This window comes from Agrobacterium vitis, from assembly GCF_014926405.1.
GTDB lineage: Bacteria > Pseudomonadota > Alphaproteobacteria > Rhizobiales > Rhizobiaceae > Allorhizobium > Allorhizobium vitis_H.
In genome coordinates this window covers 371,477-388,730 of the sequence record NZ_JACXXJ020000005.1, presented here as the reverse complement: position 1 = coordinate 388,730, position 17,254 = coordinate 371,477, and the positions used below count along the sequence as shown (strand labels likewise).

Genomic DNA, 17,254 nt, shown 5'->3' with positions numbered 1-17,254 from the left:
ACGGGGGTGCAGGAAAGTCCCTCAAGCCCTCCGGCGCATCAGCAGGATCAGCACCGGCGCGCCGATCAGCGCCGAGACCAGGCCAGCGGCGATTTCGTAAGGGTGGACCAGGGTCCGGCCAATCCAGTCGGCCATCATCATCAGCACGCCGCCGATCAACACGGCACCGGTCAGTTGCGGCCCGGCGCGCAGCAATCCGGCCTCGCGGGCCAGATGCGGGGCCATCAGGCCGACGAAGCTCAAGGGGCCGACCGTCAGGGTAGCCGCACCGCTGAGAGCACCTGCCAACAGCAGCAGCAACAGCCGGGCCATTGCGAGCGGCACGCCAAGTGCGCCCGCAGCAGAAGGACCCAGCGGCAGCAGGTCCAGCCAGCGGCGCAGCAAGGCGACAATCACCACCAGAGCCACGGCGATGACCGTCACCGTGATGGCACTCGTCATCGTGACATTATAGGTCGAGCCACTCATCCAGCGCATCAGGAAGGTGGCGCGGGGATCGCCGCTGGCCGCCAGCACGCCGACCACGGCATCGACCATGGCGCTCAGCGCAATGCCCGCCAGCAGCACCCGTTCCGGCGCAAAACCGGCCCGGGCGGCAAACAGGAAAATCACCGCCAACACAGTCAGCGAACCTGCCGCAGCAAAACCGAGTTGCATCCCAAGACTTGGCGCCGCCAGGAAGAACACCGCCACCGTGACCCCGAAGGTTGCTCCGGCACTGATGCCCAGCACTTCCGGACTGGCCATTTCATTGCCGGTCAGCCGTTGCAGGATCAACCCGGCCACCGCCAGCATGGCTCCAGAGGCAAAGGCGGCCAAAACGCGGGGAAAGCGCACAGGCAGAATTTCGCTGTAGAGCGAAGGAGACAGAAAAGCCCAATCGCCGACGGTACTGCGCCCGAACAGTAGCGCCATGGCGATCAACGCAACGCCACCGATCAGCCCCACGATCAAGACCGTCCGCGTCGAGGCAAGATGCCGAGGCTTCGGCACCCGCTCGACTATGATCCGATGCCGGGTTTTCAACAACGGCAGCAACACCAGCAGCAGCGGCGAACCGAACAAGGCGGTGACAGCCCCGGTCGGCAGCATGTCGCTGAATTGGTCGGCAAGCAGCAGCAATGCGCTATCGGCAAAGAACAACAGCGCCGCACCGATCAGGGTCGACCAGACCAAAAGCGCGCCGGAGCGCCGCGCGCCAGTCAGCCGGGCAAGCGTTGGTGCCACAAGCCCGATAAAGCCGACAACCCCGACCGCACTGGTGACGAAGGCCGCCAGCAACACGGCAAGCGCAATAGCCGCCGCCCTCAAATGGCCGGTCTTGACGCCAAGCGCCGAGGCCCCCGCCTCCCCCAGTTCGACGAGAGTAAGCGGCCGCAGCAACAGGGCAGCGGCCAGTGCCACCAGCCCGACCTTGGGCAGAAGGGTGAGCGCCGGAACCCAGCTTTGCTGGGCGAGCGATCCCGCCCCCCAGATGAACAAGCTGACCAGATAGCGCTCGTTCAGCAGCACCAGCACGCTCGACAGCGCCCCGCACCACAGGCTGACCACCAGCCCGGACATAACCAGCGAAAACGGTGAAAAGCCACGCCGCAAGCCCATCAGCAGCACCAGGCCCGCCGCAAGGGCGCTGCCGGCCAGCGCCACCATATCGCGGCCAAAACCCAGCAGACCGGGCGACAGCAGCAGCGCCAGGACGATGGCGAGATTGGCCCCCGCCGAAACGCCAAGCGTGGTCGGCGAGGCCAGCGGATTGCGCAGCACCTGCTGGAACAGCGCCCCCGACAGAGACAGCGCGCCCCCGCAGATTAACGCCATCGCCAAACGCGGCAGGGTGGCATTGTAAAGCACGGCATAATCGATGTCGTAACCCGCACTTTCAGGCCGCGCCAGTACCGGCGCAATGCCGTGCCAGGCCATCAGGCCCCCAAGACCGGCAAGCAGCAGGGTGACGAGGAGCGGACCTAGATAGGACGGTCTGGAAGAGAACGGAATATTCATGCTTGACTGTCCAAGTAGTCGGTCAGCAGGCGCGCGAAGCGCATGGCTTCCACCACCATCCCGAACATCAGGGTCGAGGGCAGGACAGCGAAGCGCTCCGGCTTTGCCATCGGCAAGGCCTGCCAGAGCGGGCTCTTTGCCAAGGTCGGCATGACATCGGCGGGAACAGGCTCGAAGGCAATCAGCCGGGCGCGCGGATCAGTGATTGTCGCCAGGGTCTCGATGCCGATCAGCTCGAAGCCCCAGTAATTGCCGGGCTTTTGCCAGGCATTGGTGAGGCCCAGCCGCTGGAGGACATCGTGGTAAAGACCGGGCGCCGTATAGACCCGCACATGGCGGGCATCCATAAAATTGACCAGGGCCACCGGCGGCGCATTCAGTCGGGCAAGGCGGGCGCGGCAGGCCTCGAAAAACGCATCGGCCTCGGCCAGAAAGGCCTCGGCCCTTGCCTCCAGCCGCATCACCTTGCCGAGATCCCGCGTCGCGCTGTAAGAGGCGGTCAGGATATCGGTGGTGTCAGGCGCATAGATGCTGGCGCGAAACAGCGGTGCCAAGGCTTGCAGCCGCGGGTTCAGCGGGTCGTTAAAAGCCGTCGACAGGATCAGGTCGGGCTTCAGGGCGATCAGCAATTCGAAATTGACCTCCCAGGACGAGCCGAGATCGATCACGCCATCAGGCATGCGTGGCTCTTCCACCCATTTGTCCCAATCGGCCAGAGACGCGACCGCCAGCGGCGTGACCCCGAAGGCCAACAGGGTCGAGGCAAGTCCGTAATCCAGGCAGACAACACGGCTGTGCCGGGCTTCGTCGGCATGAACAACGGATGTCATCAACAGGCTCACACCCCCGGCCAAAAGATGGCGGCGGCTGAGCGGCAGGAAAGGATCAGCAGACATAGGCGAGCGGGATCTCCAAACCTGGATGGCGGGTGACGTCCATATCGACGCCGTAGATGGCGTTCAGCGTCTCACGGGTCATCAGCGCGGTGGGGGAGCCCTCGGCAATCAATTGCCCGGCCTTCAGCGCATAGAGCCGGTCGCAGAAGCGGCTGGCCATGTTGATGTCATGCAGGACGATGATGACGCTCAAACCCTTTTCCTGCGACAGACGGCGCACCAGCGCCAGCACGTCCATCTGATGGGCGATATCCAGCGCTGAGGTCGGCTCATCCAGCAGCAGGCATTCGCTGTCCTGCGCCACCAGCATGGCGATCCAGGCCCGCTGGCGCTCGCCGCCCGACAGCGTATCCACCATGCGGTCCGCCATGGGCAGGACATGGGTAAGATCCAGCGCCTCTTCCACCTTGGCTTTGTCAATCTCGGTAAACCGGCCAAGCGCTCCATGCCAGGGATAGCGCCCGCAGGCCACCAGTTCGCGCACGGTCATGCCATGGGCCGCCGTGACGTCCTGTGGAAGATAGGCAACCTTGCGGGCAAAATCACGCGCCCCAAGCGCGCTGGCATCCGCCCCGGCAAAATGGATCGTCCCGGATGTCAGGCTTTGCTGGCGGGCGAGAAGCTTCAGCAATGTGGATTTGCCCGAACCATTATGGCCGACAAGGCCGGAAATCTCACCCTTACGGAAACCGATCGACACATCCCGCAACAACGCACGGCCATCGACGGTGAAACCAAGCGCCTGCGTTTCGAAAATCATCTCCGGCTCGCCTGCGGCCAGGATTTTGCGATGTTCGCTCGCCATCAAAGATCCTCTAATACACAGTGCCACTCAGCTTGACCCCACCAAGCTTGAACTGGGCGGATAAAACATGATAATAAAAATCAACTATACACAGTCTTGCCGCTTCGCAAGTGTGTTTTCAACTCTGTTTTGCCCATCGCCTGCACCTCACTTGTCCCGGATTGGCCAATGTCCTACCTGCCCCGCATGACCAGCAAGATCGACGGACTGTCCGTCGCCTCCGGCCTGCACCGGCGCTATTGGAACGGCATGGTCGCCGATCTCTGGTCAGTGGATTGCCAAAACGATGCGGGTGGCCATTATGTCAGCAACGATCCGCGCTTATTCATTCTTTTGGACGCCGCAGGCGAGGATGGGGCCGACCTCAGCATGGCCGAAGGCAGTGGCAGGCGGATTTCAGGCGCGATGGCCAGAGCCGCCCATTTCATTCCCGCCGGGCTGGAACTATCGACCGCAATCACCGGGGTCAAAAGCCTGCGGCATCTGGATCTGCATTTCGATGCCGATATCTTGCGGCACCGGTTGGGCGAGGATGCCGGGCTGGCGGCATTGCACCAGCCGCGCTACCTGCTTGATGATCCCCGGCTGCTGGCGCTGGCCGAACTGATCGCTGCCGATGTCGCCAATCCGCAGCCGCTGCATGACCTCTATGGCGATGGCCTGGTCAGCGCGCTGCTGATTGATGTGCTGAACATTCGCCCCACCCCTGCACACCAAATGCCCAACCGCAAACGCAGCAAGCTGGCCGCCTGGCAGCTCCGACGGGTCTGCGATTTCATCGAAGCCCATTGCCTGCGCACCATCCGGCTGGAGGAATTGGCCGGATTGGCGGGCCTGTCACCCACCTATTTCAGCCACGCCTTCAAGGCGTCAACCGGCCTATCGCCGCATCAATGGCAAATGAAGGCGCGGATTGAAACGGTCAAACAACGGTTGCGCGACCCCGCCGTGCCGCTGACGGTGATCGCGGCTGAAACCGGCTTTGCCGATGCCGCCCATTTTGCCCGCAGCTTTCGCCGCGCCGTCGGTCTGTCGCCGTCCGAATGGCGACGGGTCCGGCTCAATTGAGTTGGCTGGGGAGTTCACCCTGCCCGGTTCGGCAATCGCTGTGCAATACCCGTTAAAATTCTGTGCGGCGGGACACGGTTTGCCCAAATCCGTTCAAGCCTTCCATGCTTCAGACAAGCACGACAGAAATACATGAATTAATCAGTCATCATTTGAAATTCATGCCCGGCGGGGCATTGGCAATGGGGTGATGACATGGGGACGGCATTGGTTCAGGCACGGAAAACAGATGGGCAAGATCGCTCAAACCGGCATCGCGCCGCCTTGCTGGCAGGGATTGCCCTACAGACGCTATGCCTGCCGGGCCTTGTCCATGCGCAGGACGCCACCACGCAATTGTCGACCATCACCGTCGAAGGCAAGAGCGAAACCGCAACTGGCCCGGTTGATGGCTATGTCGCCAAGCGCACCTCGACAGGCTCCAAATCCGATACGCCGATCACGCAAGTGCCGCAATCGGTCTCGGTGATTGGCACCGCCGAAATGGCGGATCGCGGCGTCACCAACAAGGTTGATGAGGCGCTGCGCTATACATCCGGCGTCTATACCCAGCCATTCGGTGCCGATGGCGACACCAACTGGATGTATATCCGTGGATTCGAGGCCACCCAGACCGGCAGCTTCCTCGACGGGTTGAACCTGTGGAGCTACGGTTTCGGCGGGTTTCTGGTGGACCCTGTCGTGCTGGAGCGGGTGGAAGTGCTGAAAGGCCCGGCCTCGGTTCTCTATGGCGGCTCCAATCCGGGCGGGCTCGTCAATATGGTCGGCAAGCGTCCGACGGGTGAGAAATTTCTTACCACCGAAGTTGGTATCAACAATTATGGCAATGCCTTCCTGACCTTCGATACCGGCGATACGGTCAAGGACAGCGATGTCAGCTACCGGGTCACCGGCAAGATCGCCGGTGGCGACAAGGCTGCCGATTACGCCCATGATTTCCGCGGCGTGATCATGCCGCAAATTACCTGGGCTCCCGATGACGGCACCAAGCTGAATGTCTATGCCTATTATTCCTATCTCGACCAGACCTCCGGCACCAACGGCTTCCTGCCCTATGTCGGCACGGTGGAGAAAGCCTCCTTCGGACGGATCGACCGGGATGCCTATTACGGCGAGCCGGGGAGCGACTACAGCTATTCGCGCCAGACCATGGTGGGTACGGATTTCAGCCACGAACTGGAAAACGGCTGGACGTTTTCGCAAACCGCCCGTTATTCCTACCTCAACAAGGCCGAGAACACGCCCTATACCTATGGCTATTACGATCCGGCCACCGGCAGCAATTATCTCTCGGAACCAACAAGCAGCGATGCCTACCTGACGCGACTCGGCTTCAACCACCATACAGAGGTGAATTCCTTCGCCATCGACAATCACCTGAACGGCGAGGTCGAGACTGGCGCACTGAAGCATGACGTAACGCTAGGCGTCGATTACAAATTCTACCAGCTCGATCAGGTGCAGGCCAGCACCACCGACACGCCGATCAGCGCCACCGATCCGGTCTATGGCACCACCCAGCCTGCCAATTCGGTCTATCTCAACCAGATCCTGCGCCAGAACCAGATCGGCGGCTATGTGCAAGACCAGATCCATTTCGGCGGCGGCTTTATCGCCACGCTGAATGGCCGTTACGACTATGTCTACACCACGTCCAACGACCGTACCGCCAGCAATGCCGACTATGACAGCAATGAGAGTGCGGCCAGCGGCCGGGCGGGTCTCGCCTATCAATTCGACAATGGCTTGACGCCCTATGTCAGTGTCGCCAGTTTCTTCAATCCGCAGATCGGTGTCACCCAGGGCGATCCACTGAAGGCGGAAAAAGGCGAGCAGTATGAAGCGGGCGTCAAATACGAACCCAGCTTCTTTCCGGGCATGATCACCGCCTCGGTCTTCCAGATTGACAAGAAGAACTGGACCGTGACCGATCCGCTCACCTTTCTCTCCACCCAGATCGGCGAGGTGCGCTCGCGCGGCTTCGAACTGGAAGGCAAGGTGGAGCTAAATGCCGATTGGAAGGCGCTGGCCTCCTTCACCTATCAGGATCTGGAGATTCTCGAACACGCCGACTCATCGCTGATCGGCAATTCACCCTATCTCGTGCCAAAGATGCTGGCATCCGCCTGGCTGGATTACGCGATCCCAACCACGGTTATGGCCGGAAAACTCGAAGGCTTCAGCCTGGGTGGTGGCATTCGCTATCAGGGCGAAAGCTGGGCCGATTACGCCAATACCAAAAAAGTACCTGATGCCGTGCTGTTCGATGCCGCCATTCGTTACAAGAAGGACGACTGGGGTGCGGCGCTCTCCGTCACCAACCTGTTCGACAAGCAATATGTCTCCGGTTGCCAGGGCACGCTGACCTGCGGCTATGGCGAAGGCCGCACGGTGACGCTGAAGATTTCGAAAAGCTGGTAAGGTCAGACATCATGCCAGCGCGTTCGGCAGGCGAAAGGTGCTGGCATGGGCGATCATATGAGCGTCTTCGTGCTGACATCCGTCTGCCATCAACACAATCGAATTTCGCCCTATCGGCGAAATTTGGGTCGATTGACTTCTCTCATTGATTGCAAAACCAAACCTGAATTATCACTGCTCTCGCAACAGAAAACGTTGCTTTTCAGGGAGGAAATAATGGCAATCACTGTGTTTAACGCATCGAATTTCAAAATCCAGGCTTCTATCAATCATTGGGGGAGTGAAGGCTCAACAAACCCTTATGAAATCTCGCCCGGCAAGACCGATAGCTGGGGACGTTCCGACAAGCGCGGCTTCGTTCTTTTCATCGAGTCAAATGGAAAAACCGGATCATATCTGGTCTGGGCAACCAGCAATATTGTTGTCGAGAATAACGAAGTGCGTGTGGACGGCGTATCACACAAGTTTCCCGGACCACAGCAGCCTTTGGCCGTAGCAGGTGCCGACATTTCGGAAGAACCCGAGAACCTGCACTGATCAAGATCAGGCTGCCGCAAGACAACGTTGCGTCTTGCGGCAATTTCGAAACACTTAATCCAGATTTGAGCTGGGGAGTCGGCAATGGGTAAACATTGCCGACCCTCTTATCTCAAAAGATCGAGGTTACGGCTGGTAACCGAGCGGATCGACAGTGTCCGCATCAGATCGACCAACTGTTCAGGCCTCGCCTTGGCGTCGCAATAGCGGAGCGTGACCCGCACCGGCAGTTCCAGTTCGGACTTGTCGGACAGACTGACCGCGGTCTTGAAGGCACGCGGGTCCTTCACCGCCTGCCAGGCATAAACGCAGGCGCCGCCGCTTTTGCCGAGCGTGCCGGTGGCAACCCCGAATTGCCCATAGCCGTTCTGATGAATGGCGGTGTCGGTCACCATTTTGACTCCGGGAAACAGTTTCTTGATCGACGCTGGCGCTTCATCGGTCATCGCCATCTGGCGAAAGCGGTCGCTGTCGGCAAGGCCGATCTCGATTGCCAGGCTGTTCTCGCCAAGCTTGCCGGCGGTCGGGTATAGCAGGGTCTGAAAAGCCGAAGCCGGTTCGACGCGATGACGATTGCCCGTGATCGGTGCCGTCAGGCCAGAGAGTTTCAGCATCGCCACTTCGGGCGCGCCCTTTTCCACAGCCTGCGTCTTTGCCGCCAGCGGCTTCTTCTTGGAAATCGATCCTGTTGAGTTGGGATCGATACCAGCCACGCAGGAAGACGCCACCAAGGCGACGCCAAGCATCGACAAGAGCGTTCCGATCCGTCGCAAGCTTAGATTTGCGGCAGGGGCACTACCCTTGCCGGGACATTGGTCATCTGTGGTTTTCATAGCCGTTTACCTCGTCAAACCCATCCTACCGCATCATTTCTTAAATCAGGATTGATTTAAGGCGAAATAATCCGGCCCAGTCGTTTTGTGCCGCGTCCTCGCACCGTCTGCAAGACGGGCAGCGTGGTTGTTGCCGCAAGCTTTAGTGATCGAAGTGTTAACGAAATATTAAAGAGAAGAGACCGACTGTCTCATGCTGCAACAGCAATGGTTGCAGGCCAAAACCCATGGCTATCAACGGTAAATGAAATGAAAACTTTTCGTTAAATTTTAGCGAATATGATGAGGGGTGATAGAAGAGGTATTATTGTAATGCGTAGAATCCTCATCATCGCCCTCTTGCTGGCTTTGGCAAGCTGCGCTCGGCCGCCCAGCCAGATCCGCAATGCCTGCGCGATCTTCGAGCAGAAGGACGGGGCCTTTGAAAACTGGAAACGCGCCGCCCGCTCGGTGGAGCGCGAATACGGCGTTCCGGTGCCAATCCTGCTGGCGACCATCTATACCGAATCCAGCTTCCGCGCCCGTGCCCGGCCACCCAGACGCTATATTCTCGGCTTCATTCCGTGGAAGCGCGTCTCGACGGCCTATGGCTATTCGCAGGCGCTTGACGGCACCTGGGACCGCTATCAGCGTGAAACGGGTCGTTACCTTGCCCGGCGCACCAATTTCGGCGACGCCGTCCGCTTCATCGGCTGGTATCACTATCAGAGCCACCTGCGTAACGGCATCCCCTTCAGCAGTCCCTACAACATCTATCTGGCCTACCATTCCGGCCAGGACGGCTACCGCCGAGGCGCTTACCGCGCCCGCCCGGAGGCTTTGGCCGGTGCCAAGCGCTTCGCCGCCATCACCGCCGTTTACGAGCAGCAGCTGCGCCGCTGCCCGTGAGGCTTGGCGTTACATCAGCAAGTGTTCTGAAGAGAATACGGTCTGGGGCCGCAATGCGGGTAAAATAGTAACACGACGCAAACATTTTTATATGCCGCTTACCCCCCTCTACCCTGCCGGGCATCTCCCCCTCATGGGGGGAGATCGATATGTGGAAACCACTTACCCTACAGAAACCTTGTTATTTCCAGCATATTCAGTCGCTAAAAAGATATGCCGTATGTGCTTCTTACCGATCTCCCCCATGAGGGGGTAAGGAGTGGTTAGCAAAGCCGATGAAACGATCCAGTGAATCGTTTTACATGACGAACGCTAGCAAGCCAGAGGAGTAAGCCACGGATAAAAACGATAGCGTCGTGTACTGTCAATCGGAACCGGCACGATCCTCTTCTAATACCAAGTCTCGAAGATGCGTCAGCATGTCAGAGCCTTGGTATGAATGGAGGAGCCGGACGCACAAATACGGCGCATGAAAAAACCCCCGATCTTGCGATCGGAGGCTCTCATAACTCTTGGCTTTTACTGTTGGTCCGTTCGTCTCAGGCCGACTGGATTGCCGAGATGCTCCAGCCCGAACCGGGACGGCGCACGAAGGTCCAGACTTCCACCGACTGCTGCGGATGATCGGGATCACCATCCACCACAGCGCCGGTGGCGCGATCACGCATCACATCGATGGCTTCATAGCGCATGGCGACCGTGGCATAATCAACCGTGCCTTCGCGCCAGGCTTCGGCCAGATCGCCCTGCAGAAGGTGCACATCGCGCACCTCGTTCTTGACACCCTTGGTCGCATGTTCACCAAGCTCTTCGGCAAGGTAGGACATGGCTTCCGGCGTGGTGATCCGGCGAAGCGCCGAATAATCTTCCTCTGCATAGGCCTTCTGCATGTCTTTCAGCAGGCTCTCGAAAATCTCCAGATCCTTCGGGCCGATGCCGACATCATCTGTACCGGCCTTAACAACGGCCGGACGAGTGGCACCGAGCGCCGCGCCAGAACCCATTTTCGGAATGGAGAAGCCACCGAAACCGCCAGGCGATCCTTGAGGAGCGTTCCCCGGCTGCGACATATCATTGCGCGAAGCCGGACCGGCATAGGAGGATGCCGTGCGATTGCGGTTGAAGAACCGCATGGCCAGCATGATCAAGCCGCCAATCAGCAGCAGTTGGAACAACATGCCGAACATGCCAGCCGCACCGCCGAACCCGCCGCCGAGCAACATGCCGAACAGACCGCCCATCAAAAGGCCGCCCATCAAACCACCGGCCATGCCGCCGAACAGGCCACGCGAAGCGGGCTGCTGCATGCCGGGCGTTGTCGCGCCAGTATTCGGCGTCATGCTCCGCTGAATGGGGGCTGCCGTCGTTGGGGCCGTGCTGGTCGCGGGCGGCGCGCTAAAGGTGCGCTCGCCACGGCTGCCAAAACTGCTGGAGCTTCCGGCCCGGCGGGCCTCCGCGAAATCGACTGCTGACAGGGTTACTGCCACTCCGATTGCCACGATGCCGATGATCCTGCCTGCTCTTCCCATGACGTCCTCTCTCCAAACCTGCCCGTTCGGGCTGTTGCGCCCAAATGAGCCTTCCTTGCCCATATGGCGATGGACTTGCTTGATGTTAAGGGCCGGATCGCAAAAAACGGGCTAACCTTATGATTGCATCAGCACCAGCCGGATGGAGGCCGCAACCGCGCCCACCACCGCCACGCCGACAATCCAGAAAATCGCAAACCACAGGATCTTCTGTTTCAGCGATTTCGGTTCTGTCCCAATGTCTTGCGCCATCAATGATACCCTTCTTCCGGATCGATCTTGCCTCGGAACACCCAATAGGCATAGGTCGTATAAATCAGAATGATCGGCACAAGGATAGCCGCACCAACCAATAGGAATTTCAGGCTGGTATCGGGCGCCGCCGCTTCCCAGATCGTCACCGAGGTGGGGACGATATAGGGATAGAAACTGATACCGATACCAACATAGCCAAGCACGAACAGCGCAAGCGACGCCACGAAGGGCAGCCAGTCCTTACCGTCGCGCAGCCCCTTGAACACCAGATAGAGGCAGCCGAGCACCAGAATTGGCACGATGACGGAAAACACCGCCGTCGGAAAGGTGAACCAGCGGTCGAGATAATGCGGCTTCAACCACGGCGTCCACAGGCTGAACACGCCCATCGCCCCAACCGTCAGCACGGCGGCGGCAAGCGCATAGCGTTGTGCCTGGGCGCGCAGCGGCCCGACCGTCTTGAACACCAGCCAGGTTGCGCCCAGCAGCGTGTAGCCGAACACAAGAGCGACGCCTGTTGCAATCGAAAACGGTGTCAGCCAGTCCCACCAGCCTCCGGCATAGGCGCGGTCAACGACCGGAATGCCCTGCACCAACGCGCCCAGCGCCACGCCTTGCGAAAAGCCCGCCACCAGCGAACCACCGGTAAAGCCGACATCCCAAACGCCCTTCCAGCGCCGCGTGCGCCAGCGGTATTCGAAGGCCACGCCGCGAAAGATCAGACCAAGCAGCATGAGAATGATCGGCATGTAAAGCGCCGGCAGGATGGTGGCATAGGCCAGTGGAAACACCGCCATCAACCCGCCGCCACCCAGCACCAGCCAGGTCTCGTTGCCATCCCAGACGGGCGCCACCGAATTCATCATCTGGTCACGGTCATGCTCGCTCTTGAAGAACGGAAACAAAAGGCCGACGCCGAGATCGAAACCGTCGAGAATGACATAGGCCAGCACCGCAAAGGCGATGATCGCGGCCCAGAGGAACGCATAATCAAAGGGCATGGGAGCCTCCTTTGCCTTGGGTGTGGTGGGCTGGCCCCGGCGTGATCCCGGCGCTGCGCAGCGGTGCATCGCCAATTTCCGGCGTCGGATCGCGCGGCAGCCGCGCCATCAGCCGCAGAATGTAGAAGGTTCCGGCCCCGAACACGAAGAAATAGACGATAATGAAAGCGATCAGCGATGCCGCAACCGCAGGCGCGGCAATTGGCGAATGGGACTGCGCCGTCAGCAAATGACCGTAGATCGTGTAGGGCTGGCGACCCACCTCGGTAGTGATCCAGCCGCTCAATACCGCGATGAAGCCCGCGGGCCCCATGGCAAAAGCGGCGCGGTGCAGCCAATCATTGCTGTAGAGTGTGCGGCGATAGCGCGCCCACAGGCTCCAGAGACCCAGTCCCAGCATGGCAAAGCCCAGGCCAACCATGACGCGGAACGACCAGAAAATCACCGCAACCGGCGGCTCCAGCTCATCCGGCACGGTATCCAGCCCGGCCATTGGCGCGTTGAGGTCGTGTTTGAGGATCAGGCTGGAGAGTTTTGGAATCTCGACGGCATAATCCACCCGTTTTTCGGCGGGATTGGGAATGCCGAACAAGATGAGCGGCGCGCCATCGGGATGGCTGTCATAATGACCTTCCATGGCCATGACTTTCACTGGCTGATGTTCCAATGTGTTCAGCCCGTGTGCATCACCGGCCAGGATCTGGATCGGCGCAACCACGGCTACCATGCCCATTGCCATCGAAAACATCTTGCCAGCACGGCGCGGCGCGGTCTTGCGCAGCAGATGCCAGGCACCCACCGCCCCCACCACAAGCGCCGTGGTGAGATAGGCGGCCAACACCATATGCACCAGCCGATAGGGGAAGGACGGATTGAAGATCACCGCCCACCAGTCGAGCGGGATGAACTGGCCTTTATCGTTCATGCCGAAACCGGCGGGGGTCTGCATCCAGGAATTGACGGCGAGAATCCAGGTGGCCGAAATCAGCGTGCCGAAGGCAACCATGCAGGTGGCGAAGAAATGCAGCTTTGGCCCGACCCGGTGCAGACCGAACAGCATGACGCCAAGGAAGCCTGCCTCAAGAAAGAAAGCCGTCAGCACCTCATAGCCCATCAGCGGCCCGATCACCGGCCCGGCCTTATCCGAAAACACCGACCAATTGGTGCCGAACTGATAGGACATCACGATGCCCGACACCACGCCCATGCCGAAGGCGACGGCAAAGATCGTCTTCCAGAAATTGAACAGCTCAAAATAGACCTGTTTTTTGGTCCAGAGGTACAAGCCGTTCAGCACGGCCAGATAGCTGGCGAGCCCGATTGAGAAAGCTGGAAAGATGATGTGGAAAGAAACCGTGAAGGCAAACTGTATCCGCGCGAGAAGAACGGCATCGAATTGATCGAACATGGCAGCGCACCTCTTCAATGGAACCGGACCCGGCAGCGACAGGCATGGCGGACACGATATCAATTGAAAATAGAACAGATGCACATGAGATCAATGCGACAAGCCGCCATGCGACACATTGACGGATATCAAGATAGAAGGCCAGAAAACAAAAGCCCGGCAGGGATTTCTCCATGCCGGGCTTTTGCTTGGTAAAAAGACTGTCGATTATTCGACCGCAAATGTCAGAAGCCGGGCCTGCTTGATCGCCGCATTGGCGGTCAACTGATCGAGCACAGCCTGTTCGACAGGACCATCGACATAGAGCAACGCAATCGCGTCGCCGGATTCCTTTTCGCGGCCCAGCTGGAAGTTGGCGATGTTGACGCCAGCGTTACCCAGCGTGGTGCCCATGAAGCCGATCATGCCGGGAACGTCGGTGTTGGAAATGTAGATCATGTGCGGACCGACATCGGCGTCGAGGTTGATGCCCTTGATCTGGATGAAGCGTGGCTTGCCGTCCGAGAACACCGTGCCAGCAATCGAGCGAGTCTGCTTTTCGGTGGTCACGGTCAGCTTGATGTAACCGTCGTAAACGCCGGTCTTGTCACGCTTGACCTCAGACAGCACGATTCCCTTTTCCTTGATCATGATCGGCGCGGACACCATGTTGACATCCGAAACCTGCGCCCGGATCAAGCCAGCCAGTAGAGCAGACGTCAGCGCCTTGGTGTTCATGGTGGCCGTCTGGCCATCATAGAGGATTTCAATTTCCTTGATCGCGCCATCTGTGACCTGGCCGACGAAAGCGCCGAGAACATCGGCAAGCCGGATGAAGGGCTTCAGAAGCGGTGCTTCTTCCGCAGTGATCGATGGCATGTTGATGGCGTTGGAAACCGCACCATTGACCAGATAGTCCGACATCTGCTCGGCCACCTGCAGGGCAACATTTTCCTGTGCTTCGGTGGTGGATGCGCCCAGATGCGGGGTGCAAACCACGTTTGGCAGGCCAAACAGCGGGCTTTCCTTGGCAGGCTCAACTTCGAACACGTCGAAACCGGCACCGGCAACATGACCGGACTTGATGGCTTCGGCCAAAGCGGCCTCATCCACTAGACCACCACGGGCGCAGTTGATGATGCGAACGCCGGGCTTGGTCTTGGCGAGGTTTTCCTTGCCGAGAATGCCGCGGGTCTTGTCAGTCATCGGCACATGCAGGGTGATGAAATCGGCCTGAGCCAGCAGCTCGTCCAGCTCAACCTTCTTCACGCCCATTTCCTGAGCGCGTTCAGCGGACAGGAAGGGGTCGTAAGCGATGACATGCATGCCCAGGCCAATTGCCTTCTTGCAGACAATGCCGCCGATATTGCCGGCGCCGATCACACCCAGCACCTTGCCGGTGATTTCAACACCCATGAACTTCGACTTTTCCCACTTGCCAGCCTGCGTGGAGGCATCAGCAGCAGGCAGCTGGCGGGCAACGGCGAACATCAGCGCAATGGCGTGTTCAGCGGTGGTGATGGAATTGCCGAACGGCGTGTTCATCACAATGATACCACGGCGCGAGGCAGCCGGAATATCAACGTTATCAACGCCGATACCAGCGCGGCCAATTACTTTCAGATTGGTGGCGGCAGCAATCAGCTTTTCCGTGGCCTTGGTGGCCGAACGGATGGCCAGACCATCGTAATTGCCGATGATTTCAGCCAGTTTGTCCTTATCCTTGCCGAGTTGCGGCTGGAAATCCACTTCAACGCCGCGATCGCGGAAAATCTGGACGGCGGTTTCTGACAATTCATCAGAGACGAGAACGCGAGGTGCCATGACGAGGCCTCCTAAAAGAGTTCGTTTGTAACGATCAGGAATGGGAAAGAAAGGTTCCGCCCTGTGGCGGAACCGTAAGAGGATTTAGGCAGCAGCCTTGGCAAGAGTTGCCTTCTGGGTCTGGTAAGCCCAGGTCAACCAAGGCATCAAAGCCTGCATGTCGGCGGTCTCAATGGTGGCACCGGCCCAGATGCGAAGGCCAGCAGGCGCATCGCGGTAAGCACCGATGTCATAGGCCACGCCCTGCTTTTCCAGAAGCGTTGCAATGCCCTTGGCAAAAGCGGCCTGCTCTTCAGCGGGCAGCGCCAGAACCTCTGGATCGGCGATGGTCAGGCAGACAGACGTGTTGGAACGAGTCTCGTCAACCTGTGCAAGGTTGGCAATCCAGTCATTGGCAGCCACGAAATCGAAGATCACTTTGGCATTGGCATCAGCACGGGCAATCAGGGCTTCCAGACCGCCAATCGACTTCGCCCAGTTCAGCGCATCCAGATAATCTTCAACGCAGAGCATCGAAGGCGTGTTGATGGTTTCGCCCTTGAAGATACCTTCAATCAGCTTGCCGCCAGAGGTCAGACGGAAAATCTTCGGCAGCGGCCAAGCCGGTGCATAGGTCTGAAGACGCTCAACAGCGCGGGGGCTGAGGATGAGCATGCCGTGACCGCCTTCGCCGCCCAAAACCTTCTGCCAGGAGAAGGTCACAACGTCGAGCTTGGAGAAATCCATCTCTTGCGCAAAGGCAGCAGAGGTGGCGTCGCAAATGGTCAGACCCTTGCGATCAGCCGGGATGAAATCAGCATTCGGAACGCGAACGCCAGACGTGGTGCCATTCCATGTGAAGACCACGTCGCGGTCGAAATCAACATCGGCAAGGTTTGGCAACAGGCCATAATCGGCATTGAACTTGCGAACATCAGCAAGCTTGAGCTGCTTGACAACGTCCGTCACCCAGCCAGCGCCGAAGCTTTCCCAAGACAGCATGTCCACGCCGCGCTCACCCAGCAAAGACCACAGCGCCATTTCAACAGCGCCAGTGTCAGATGCGGGAACGATACCAATGCGGTAATCAGAGGGAACGTTGAGAATTTCACGGGTAAGGTCAATGGCCAGCTTCAGCTTGTCTTTGCCAACCTTGGCGCGGTGCGAGCGACCGAGCGGGGCATCACTGAGAGCGTCGAGTGCCCAACCGGGGCGCTTCGAGCAAGGGCCAGACGAAAAATTAGCATTTTCCGTACGTACAGCGGGTGCAGTAATATCAATCATAGCAAACTACCCTTCCAGGTATATGGCCTCTCGTTGGGGAGAGGTGTCCCGCCGTCGGCTATAATCAAAACCCTTTTGCCTTGCAAGAAAAAATTCAAACCCCTCGTAATTTCGCGCAGAACCTTGCGCGAACATAACCAAAACAAGTGAGTGGCACTGACACAAAATCTGACACAAAGAGTGCCGATTCGTTCTGATGTTATGGGGTCTCGCACCATTGCAAAACGCGCAAATAAATCTCCAAAATATCGCATTATAGGCGCAACCTTGACGACGAATGCGCCTCTCTGAGTTACGATCGTCTTGCTACGAGTGTAACCATCAGAGAAATTGAGACTGATAGCGCCAGAGTGTTATTCAGCTTGGGAAGCTTCGAGAACGAGCAACAATTTCAGGCTGCCGTGTCACTGAAAACACCTTAGAAAAAGGCCGTGTCATCTCGAAAATGACACGGCCGCGGCTCATAGAAGTGGTTCGGTTGGACGCCCACGAAGGAGTGATTTCCGCATTGGGGGCCGGAAGTCGTCGGTCCGGTATGAGAACCGT

General features: G+C 58.9%; 14 protein-coding genes. 4 read left to right on the top strand and 10 right to left on the bottom strand.

Features of this window, described 5'->3' with window-relative positions; translation table 11 throughout:
* Positions 1-21 precede the first annotated feature (21 nt).
* Genes fhuB through IEI95_RS12840 form a run of 3 tightly spaced genes read right to left on the bottom strand, consistent with a single transcriptional unit; the run spans position 22 to position 3,702 of the window.
* Positions 22-2,001 carry a Fe(3+)-hydroxamate ABC transporter permease FhuB gene (gene fhuB, locus IEI95_RS12850; protein WP_156537055.1) on the bottom strand — a complete coding sequence of 660 codons (1,980 nt, stop codon included), beginning with the start codon at positions 1,999-2,001 and terminating at the stop codon, positions 22-24.
* The gene (locus IEI95_RS12845) at positions 1,998-2,879 is read right to left on the bottom strand and encodes an ABC transporter substrate-binding protein (protein WP_420481799.1); all 882 of its coding nucleotides are present in this window, start codon (positions 2,877-2,879) and stop codon (positions 1,998-2,000) included. Before IEI95_RS12845 ends, fhuB begins: the two co-directional genes overlap by 4 nt.
* Positions 2,880-2,886: 7 nt before the next feature.
* Positions 2,887-3,702: an ATP-binding cassette domain-containing protein gene (locus IEI95_RS12840; protein ID WP_194416532.1), complete on the bottom strand. Its 816-nt coding sequence runs from the start codon at positions 3,700-3,702 to the stop codon at positions 2,887-2,889.
* A gap of 168 nt (positions 3,703-3,870) precedes the next feature.
* Between IEI95_RS12840 and IEI95_RS12835 the strand changes: the two genes are divergently transcribed.
* The 3 genes from IEI95_RS12835 (at position 3,871) to IEI95_RS12825 (ending at position 7,728) form a co-directional block, all read left to right on the top strand.
* A complete protein-coding gene (locus IEI95_RS12835; RefSeq protein WP_194416531.1) occupies positions 3,871-4,770 on the top strand; it encodes a helix-turn-helix transcriptional regulator in 900 nt (299 codons plus the stop codon).
* 195 nt (positions 4,771-4,965) lie between these two features.
* Positions 4,966-7,191 carry a TonB-dependent siderophore receptor gene (locus IEI95_RS12830; protein ID WP_234934221.1) on the top strand — a complete coding sequence of 742 codons (2,226 nt, stop codon included), beginning with the start codon at positions 4,966-4,968 and terminating at the stop codon, positions 7,189-7,191.
* Positions 7,192-7,236: 45 nt separating this feature from the next.
* Positions 7,237-7,728, top strand: coding sequence for a hypothetical protein (locus tag IEI95_RS12825; protein WP_194416530.1), 492 nt, complete (start codon positions 7,237-7,239; stop codon positions 7,726-7,728).
* Positions 7,729-7,835: 107 nt separating this feature from the next.
* On the opposite strand, the gene bcsN is transcribed toward IEI95_RS12825, so the two are convergent.
* On the bottom strand, positions 7,836-8,561 hold the full coding sequence (gene bcsN / locus IEI95_RS12820) for a cellulose biosynthesis protein BcsN (RefSeq protein WP_194416529.1): 726 nt from the start codon (positions 8,559-8,561) through the stop codon (positions 7,836-7,838).
* Between the two features lie 312 nt (positions 8,562-8,873).
* Here bcsN and IEI95_RS12815 point away from each other — a divergent pair, with 312 nt between their 5' ends.
* Entirely contained in the window at positions 8,874-9,449 is a 576-nt protein-coding gene (locus IEI95_RS12815; protein WP_041697036.1) for a transglycosylase SLT domain-containing protein, read from the top strand.
* A 539-nt stretch (positions 9,450-9,988) separates the two neighbouring features.
* On the opposite strand, the gene IEI95_RS12810 is transcribed toward IEI95_RS12815, so the two are convergent.
* From IEI95_RS12810 to IEI95_RS12785, 6 genes are all read right to left on the bottom strand, one after another.
* Complete coding sequence (locus IEI95_RS12810) at positions 9,989-10,978, bottom strand: Tim44 domain-containing protein (protein WP_194416528.1); 990 nt, start codon at positions 10,976-10,978, stop codon at positions 9,989-9,991.
* Positions 10,979-11,095: 117 nt separating this feature from the next.
* Positions 11,096-11,230 (bottom strand): DUF2474 domain-containing protein, encoded by a 135-nt coding sequence (locus IEI95_RS12805; protein ID WP_139190353.1) that lies wholly within the window; start codon positions 11,228-11,230, stop codon positions 11,096-11,098.
* Positions 11,230-12,234: a cytochrome d ubiquinol oxidase subunit II gene (gene cydB / locus IEI95_RS12800; RefSeq protein ID WP_015917001.1), complete on the bottom strand. Its 1,005-nt coding sequence runs from the start codon at positions 12,232-12,234 to the stop codon at positions 11,230-11,232. Before cydB ends, IEI95_RS12805 begins: the two co-directional genes overlap by 1 nt.
* Positions 12,224-13,642 carry a cytochrome ubiquinol oxidase subunit I gene (locus tag IEI95_RS12795; protein ID WP_194416527.1) on the bottom strand — a complete coding sequence of 473 codons (1,419 nt, stop codon included), beginning with the start codon at positions 13,640-13,642 and terminating at the stop codon, positions 12,224-12,226. Before IEI95_RS12795 ends, cydB begins: the two co-directional genes overlap by 11 nt.
* A gap of 207 nt (positions 13,643-13,849) precedes the next feature.
* A complete protein-coding gene (gene serA / locus IEI95_RS12790) occupies positions 13,850-15,445 on the bottom strand; it encodes a phosphoglycerate dehydrogenase (protein ID WP_071205096.1) in 1,596 nt (531 codons plus the stop codon).
* Positions 15,446-15,529: 84 nt separating this feature from the next.
* On the bottom strand, positions 15,530-16,708 hold the full coding sequence (locus IEI95_RS12785) for a phosphoserine transaminase (protein ID WP_156535944.1): 1,179 nt from the start codon (positions 16,706-16,708) through the stop codon (positions 15,530-15,532).
* Positions 16,709-17,254 lie beyond the last annotated feature (546 nt).

Excerpts from the sequence above, each read along its gene's own strand:
- IEI95_RS12810 (WP_194416528.1), bottom strand. The coding sequence starts at position 10,978 with ATGGGAAGAGCAGGCAGGATCATCGGCATCGTGGCAATCGGAGTGGCA.
- fhuB (WP_156537055.1), bottom strand. The coding sequence starts at position 2,001 with ATGAATATTCCGTTCTCTTCCAGACCGTCCTATCTAGGTCCGCTCCTC.
- cydB (WP_015917001.1), bottom strand. The coding sequence starts at position 12,234 with ATGCCCTTTGATTATGCGTTCCTCTGGGCCGCGATCATCGCCTTTGCG.
- IEI95_RS12795 (WP_194416527.1), bottom strand. The coding sequence starts at position 13,642 with ATGTTCGATCAATTCGATGCCGTTCTTCTCGCGCGGATACAGTTTGCC.
- IEI95_RS12840 (WP_194416532.1), bottom strand. The coding sequence starts at position 3,702 with ATGGCGAGCGAACATCGCAAAATCCTGGCCGCAGGCGAGCCGGAGATG.
- IEI95_RS12815 (WP_041697036.1), top strand. The coding sequence starts at position 8,874 with ATGCGTAGAATCCTCATCATCGCCCTCTTGCTGGCTTTGGCAAGCTGC.
- IEI95_RS12835 (WP_194416531.1), top strand. The coding sequence starts at position 3,871 with ATGTCCTACCTGCCCCGCATGACCAGCAAGATCGACGGACTGTCCGTC.
- IEI95_RS12825 (WP_194416530.1), top strand. The coding sequence starts at position 7,237 with ATGGGCGATCATATGAGCGTCTTCGTGCTGACATCCGTCTGCCATCAA.
- IEI95_RS12785 (WP_156535944.1), bottom strand. The coding sequence starts at position 16,708 with ATGATTGATATTACTGCACCCGCTGTACGTACGGAAAATGCTAATTTT.
- IEI95_RS12805 (WP_139190353.1), bottom strand. The coding sequence starts at position 11,230 with ATGGCGCAAGACATTGGGACAGAACCGAAATCGCTGAAACAGAAGATC.
- serA (WP_071205096.1), bottom strand. The coding sequence starts at position 15,445 with ATGGCACCTCGCGTTCTCGTCTCTGATGAATTGTCAGAAACCGCCGTC.
- IEI95_RS12830 (WP_234934221.1), top strand. The coding sequence starts at position 4,966 with ATGGGGACGGCATTGGTTCAGGCACGGAAAACAGATGGGCAAGATCGC.
- bcsN (WP_194416529.1), bottom strand. The coding sequence starts at position 8,561 with ATGAAAACCACAGATGACCAATGTCCCGGCAAGGGTAGTGCCCCTGCC.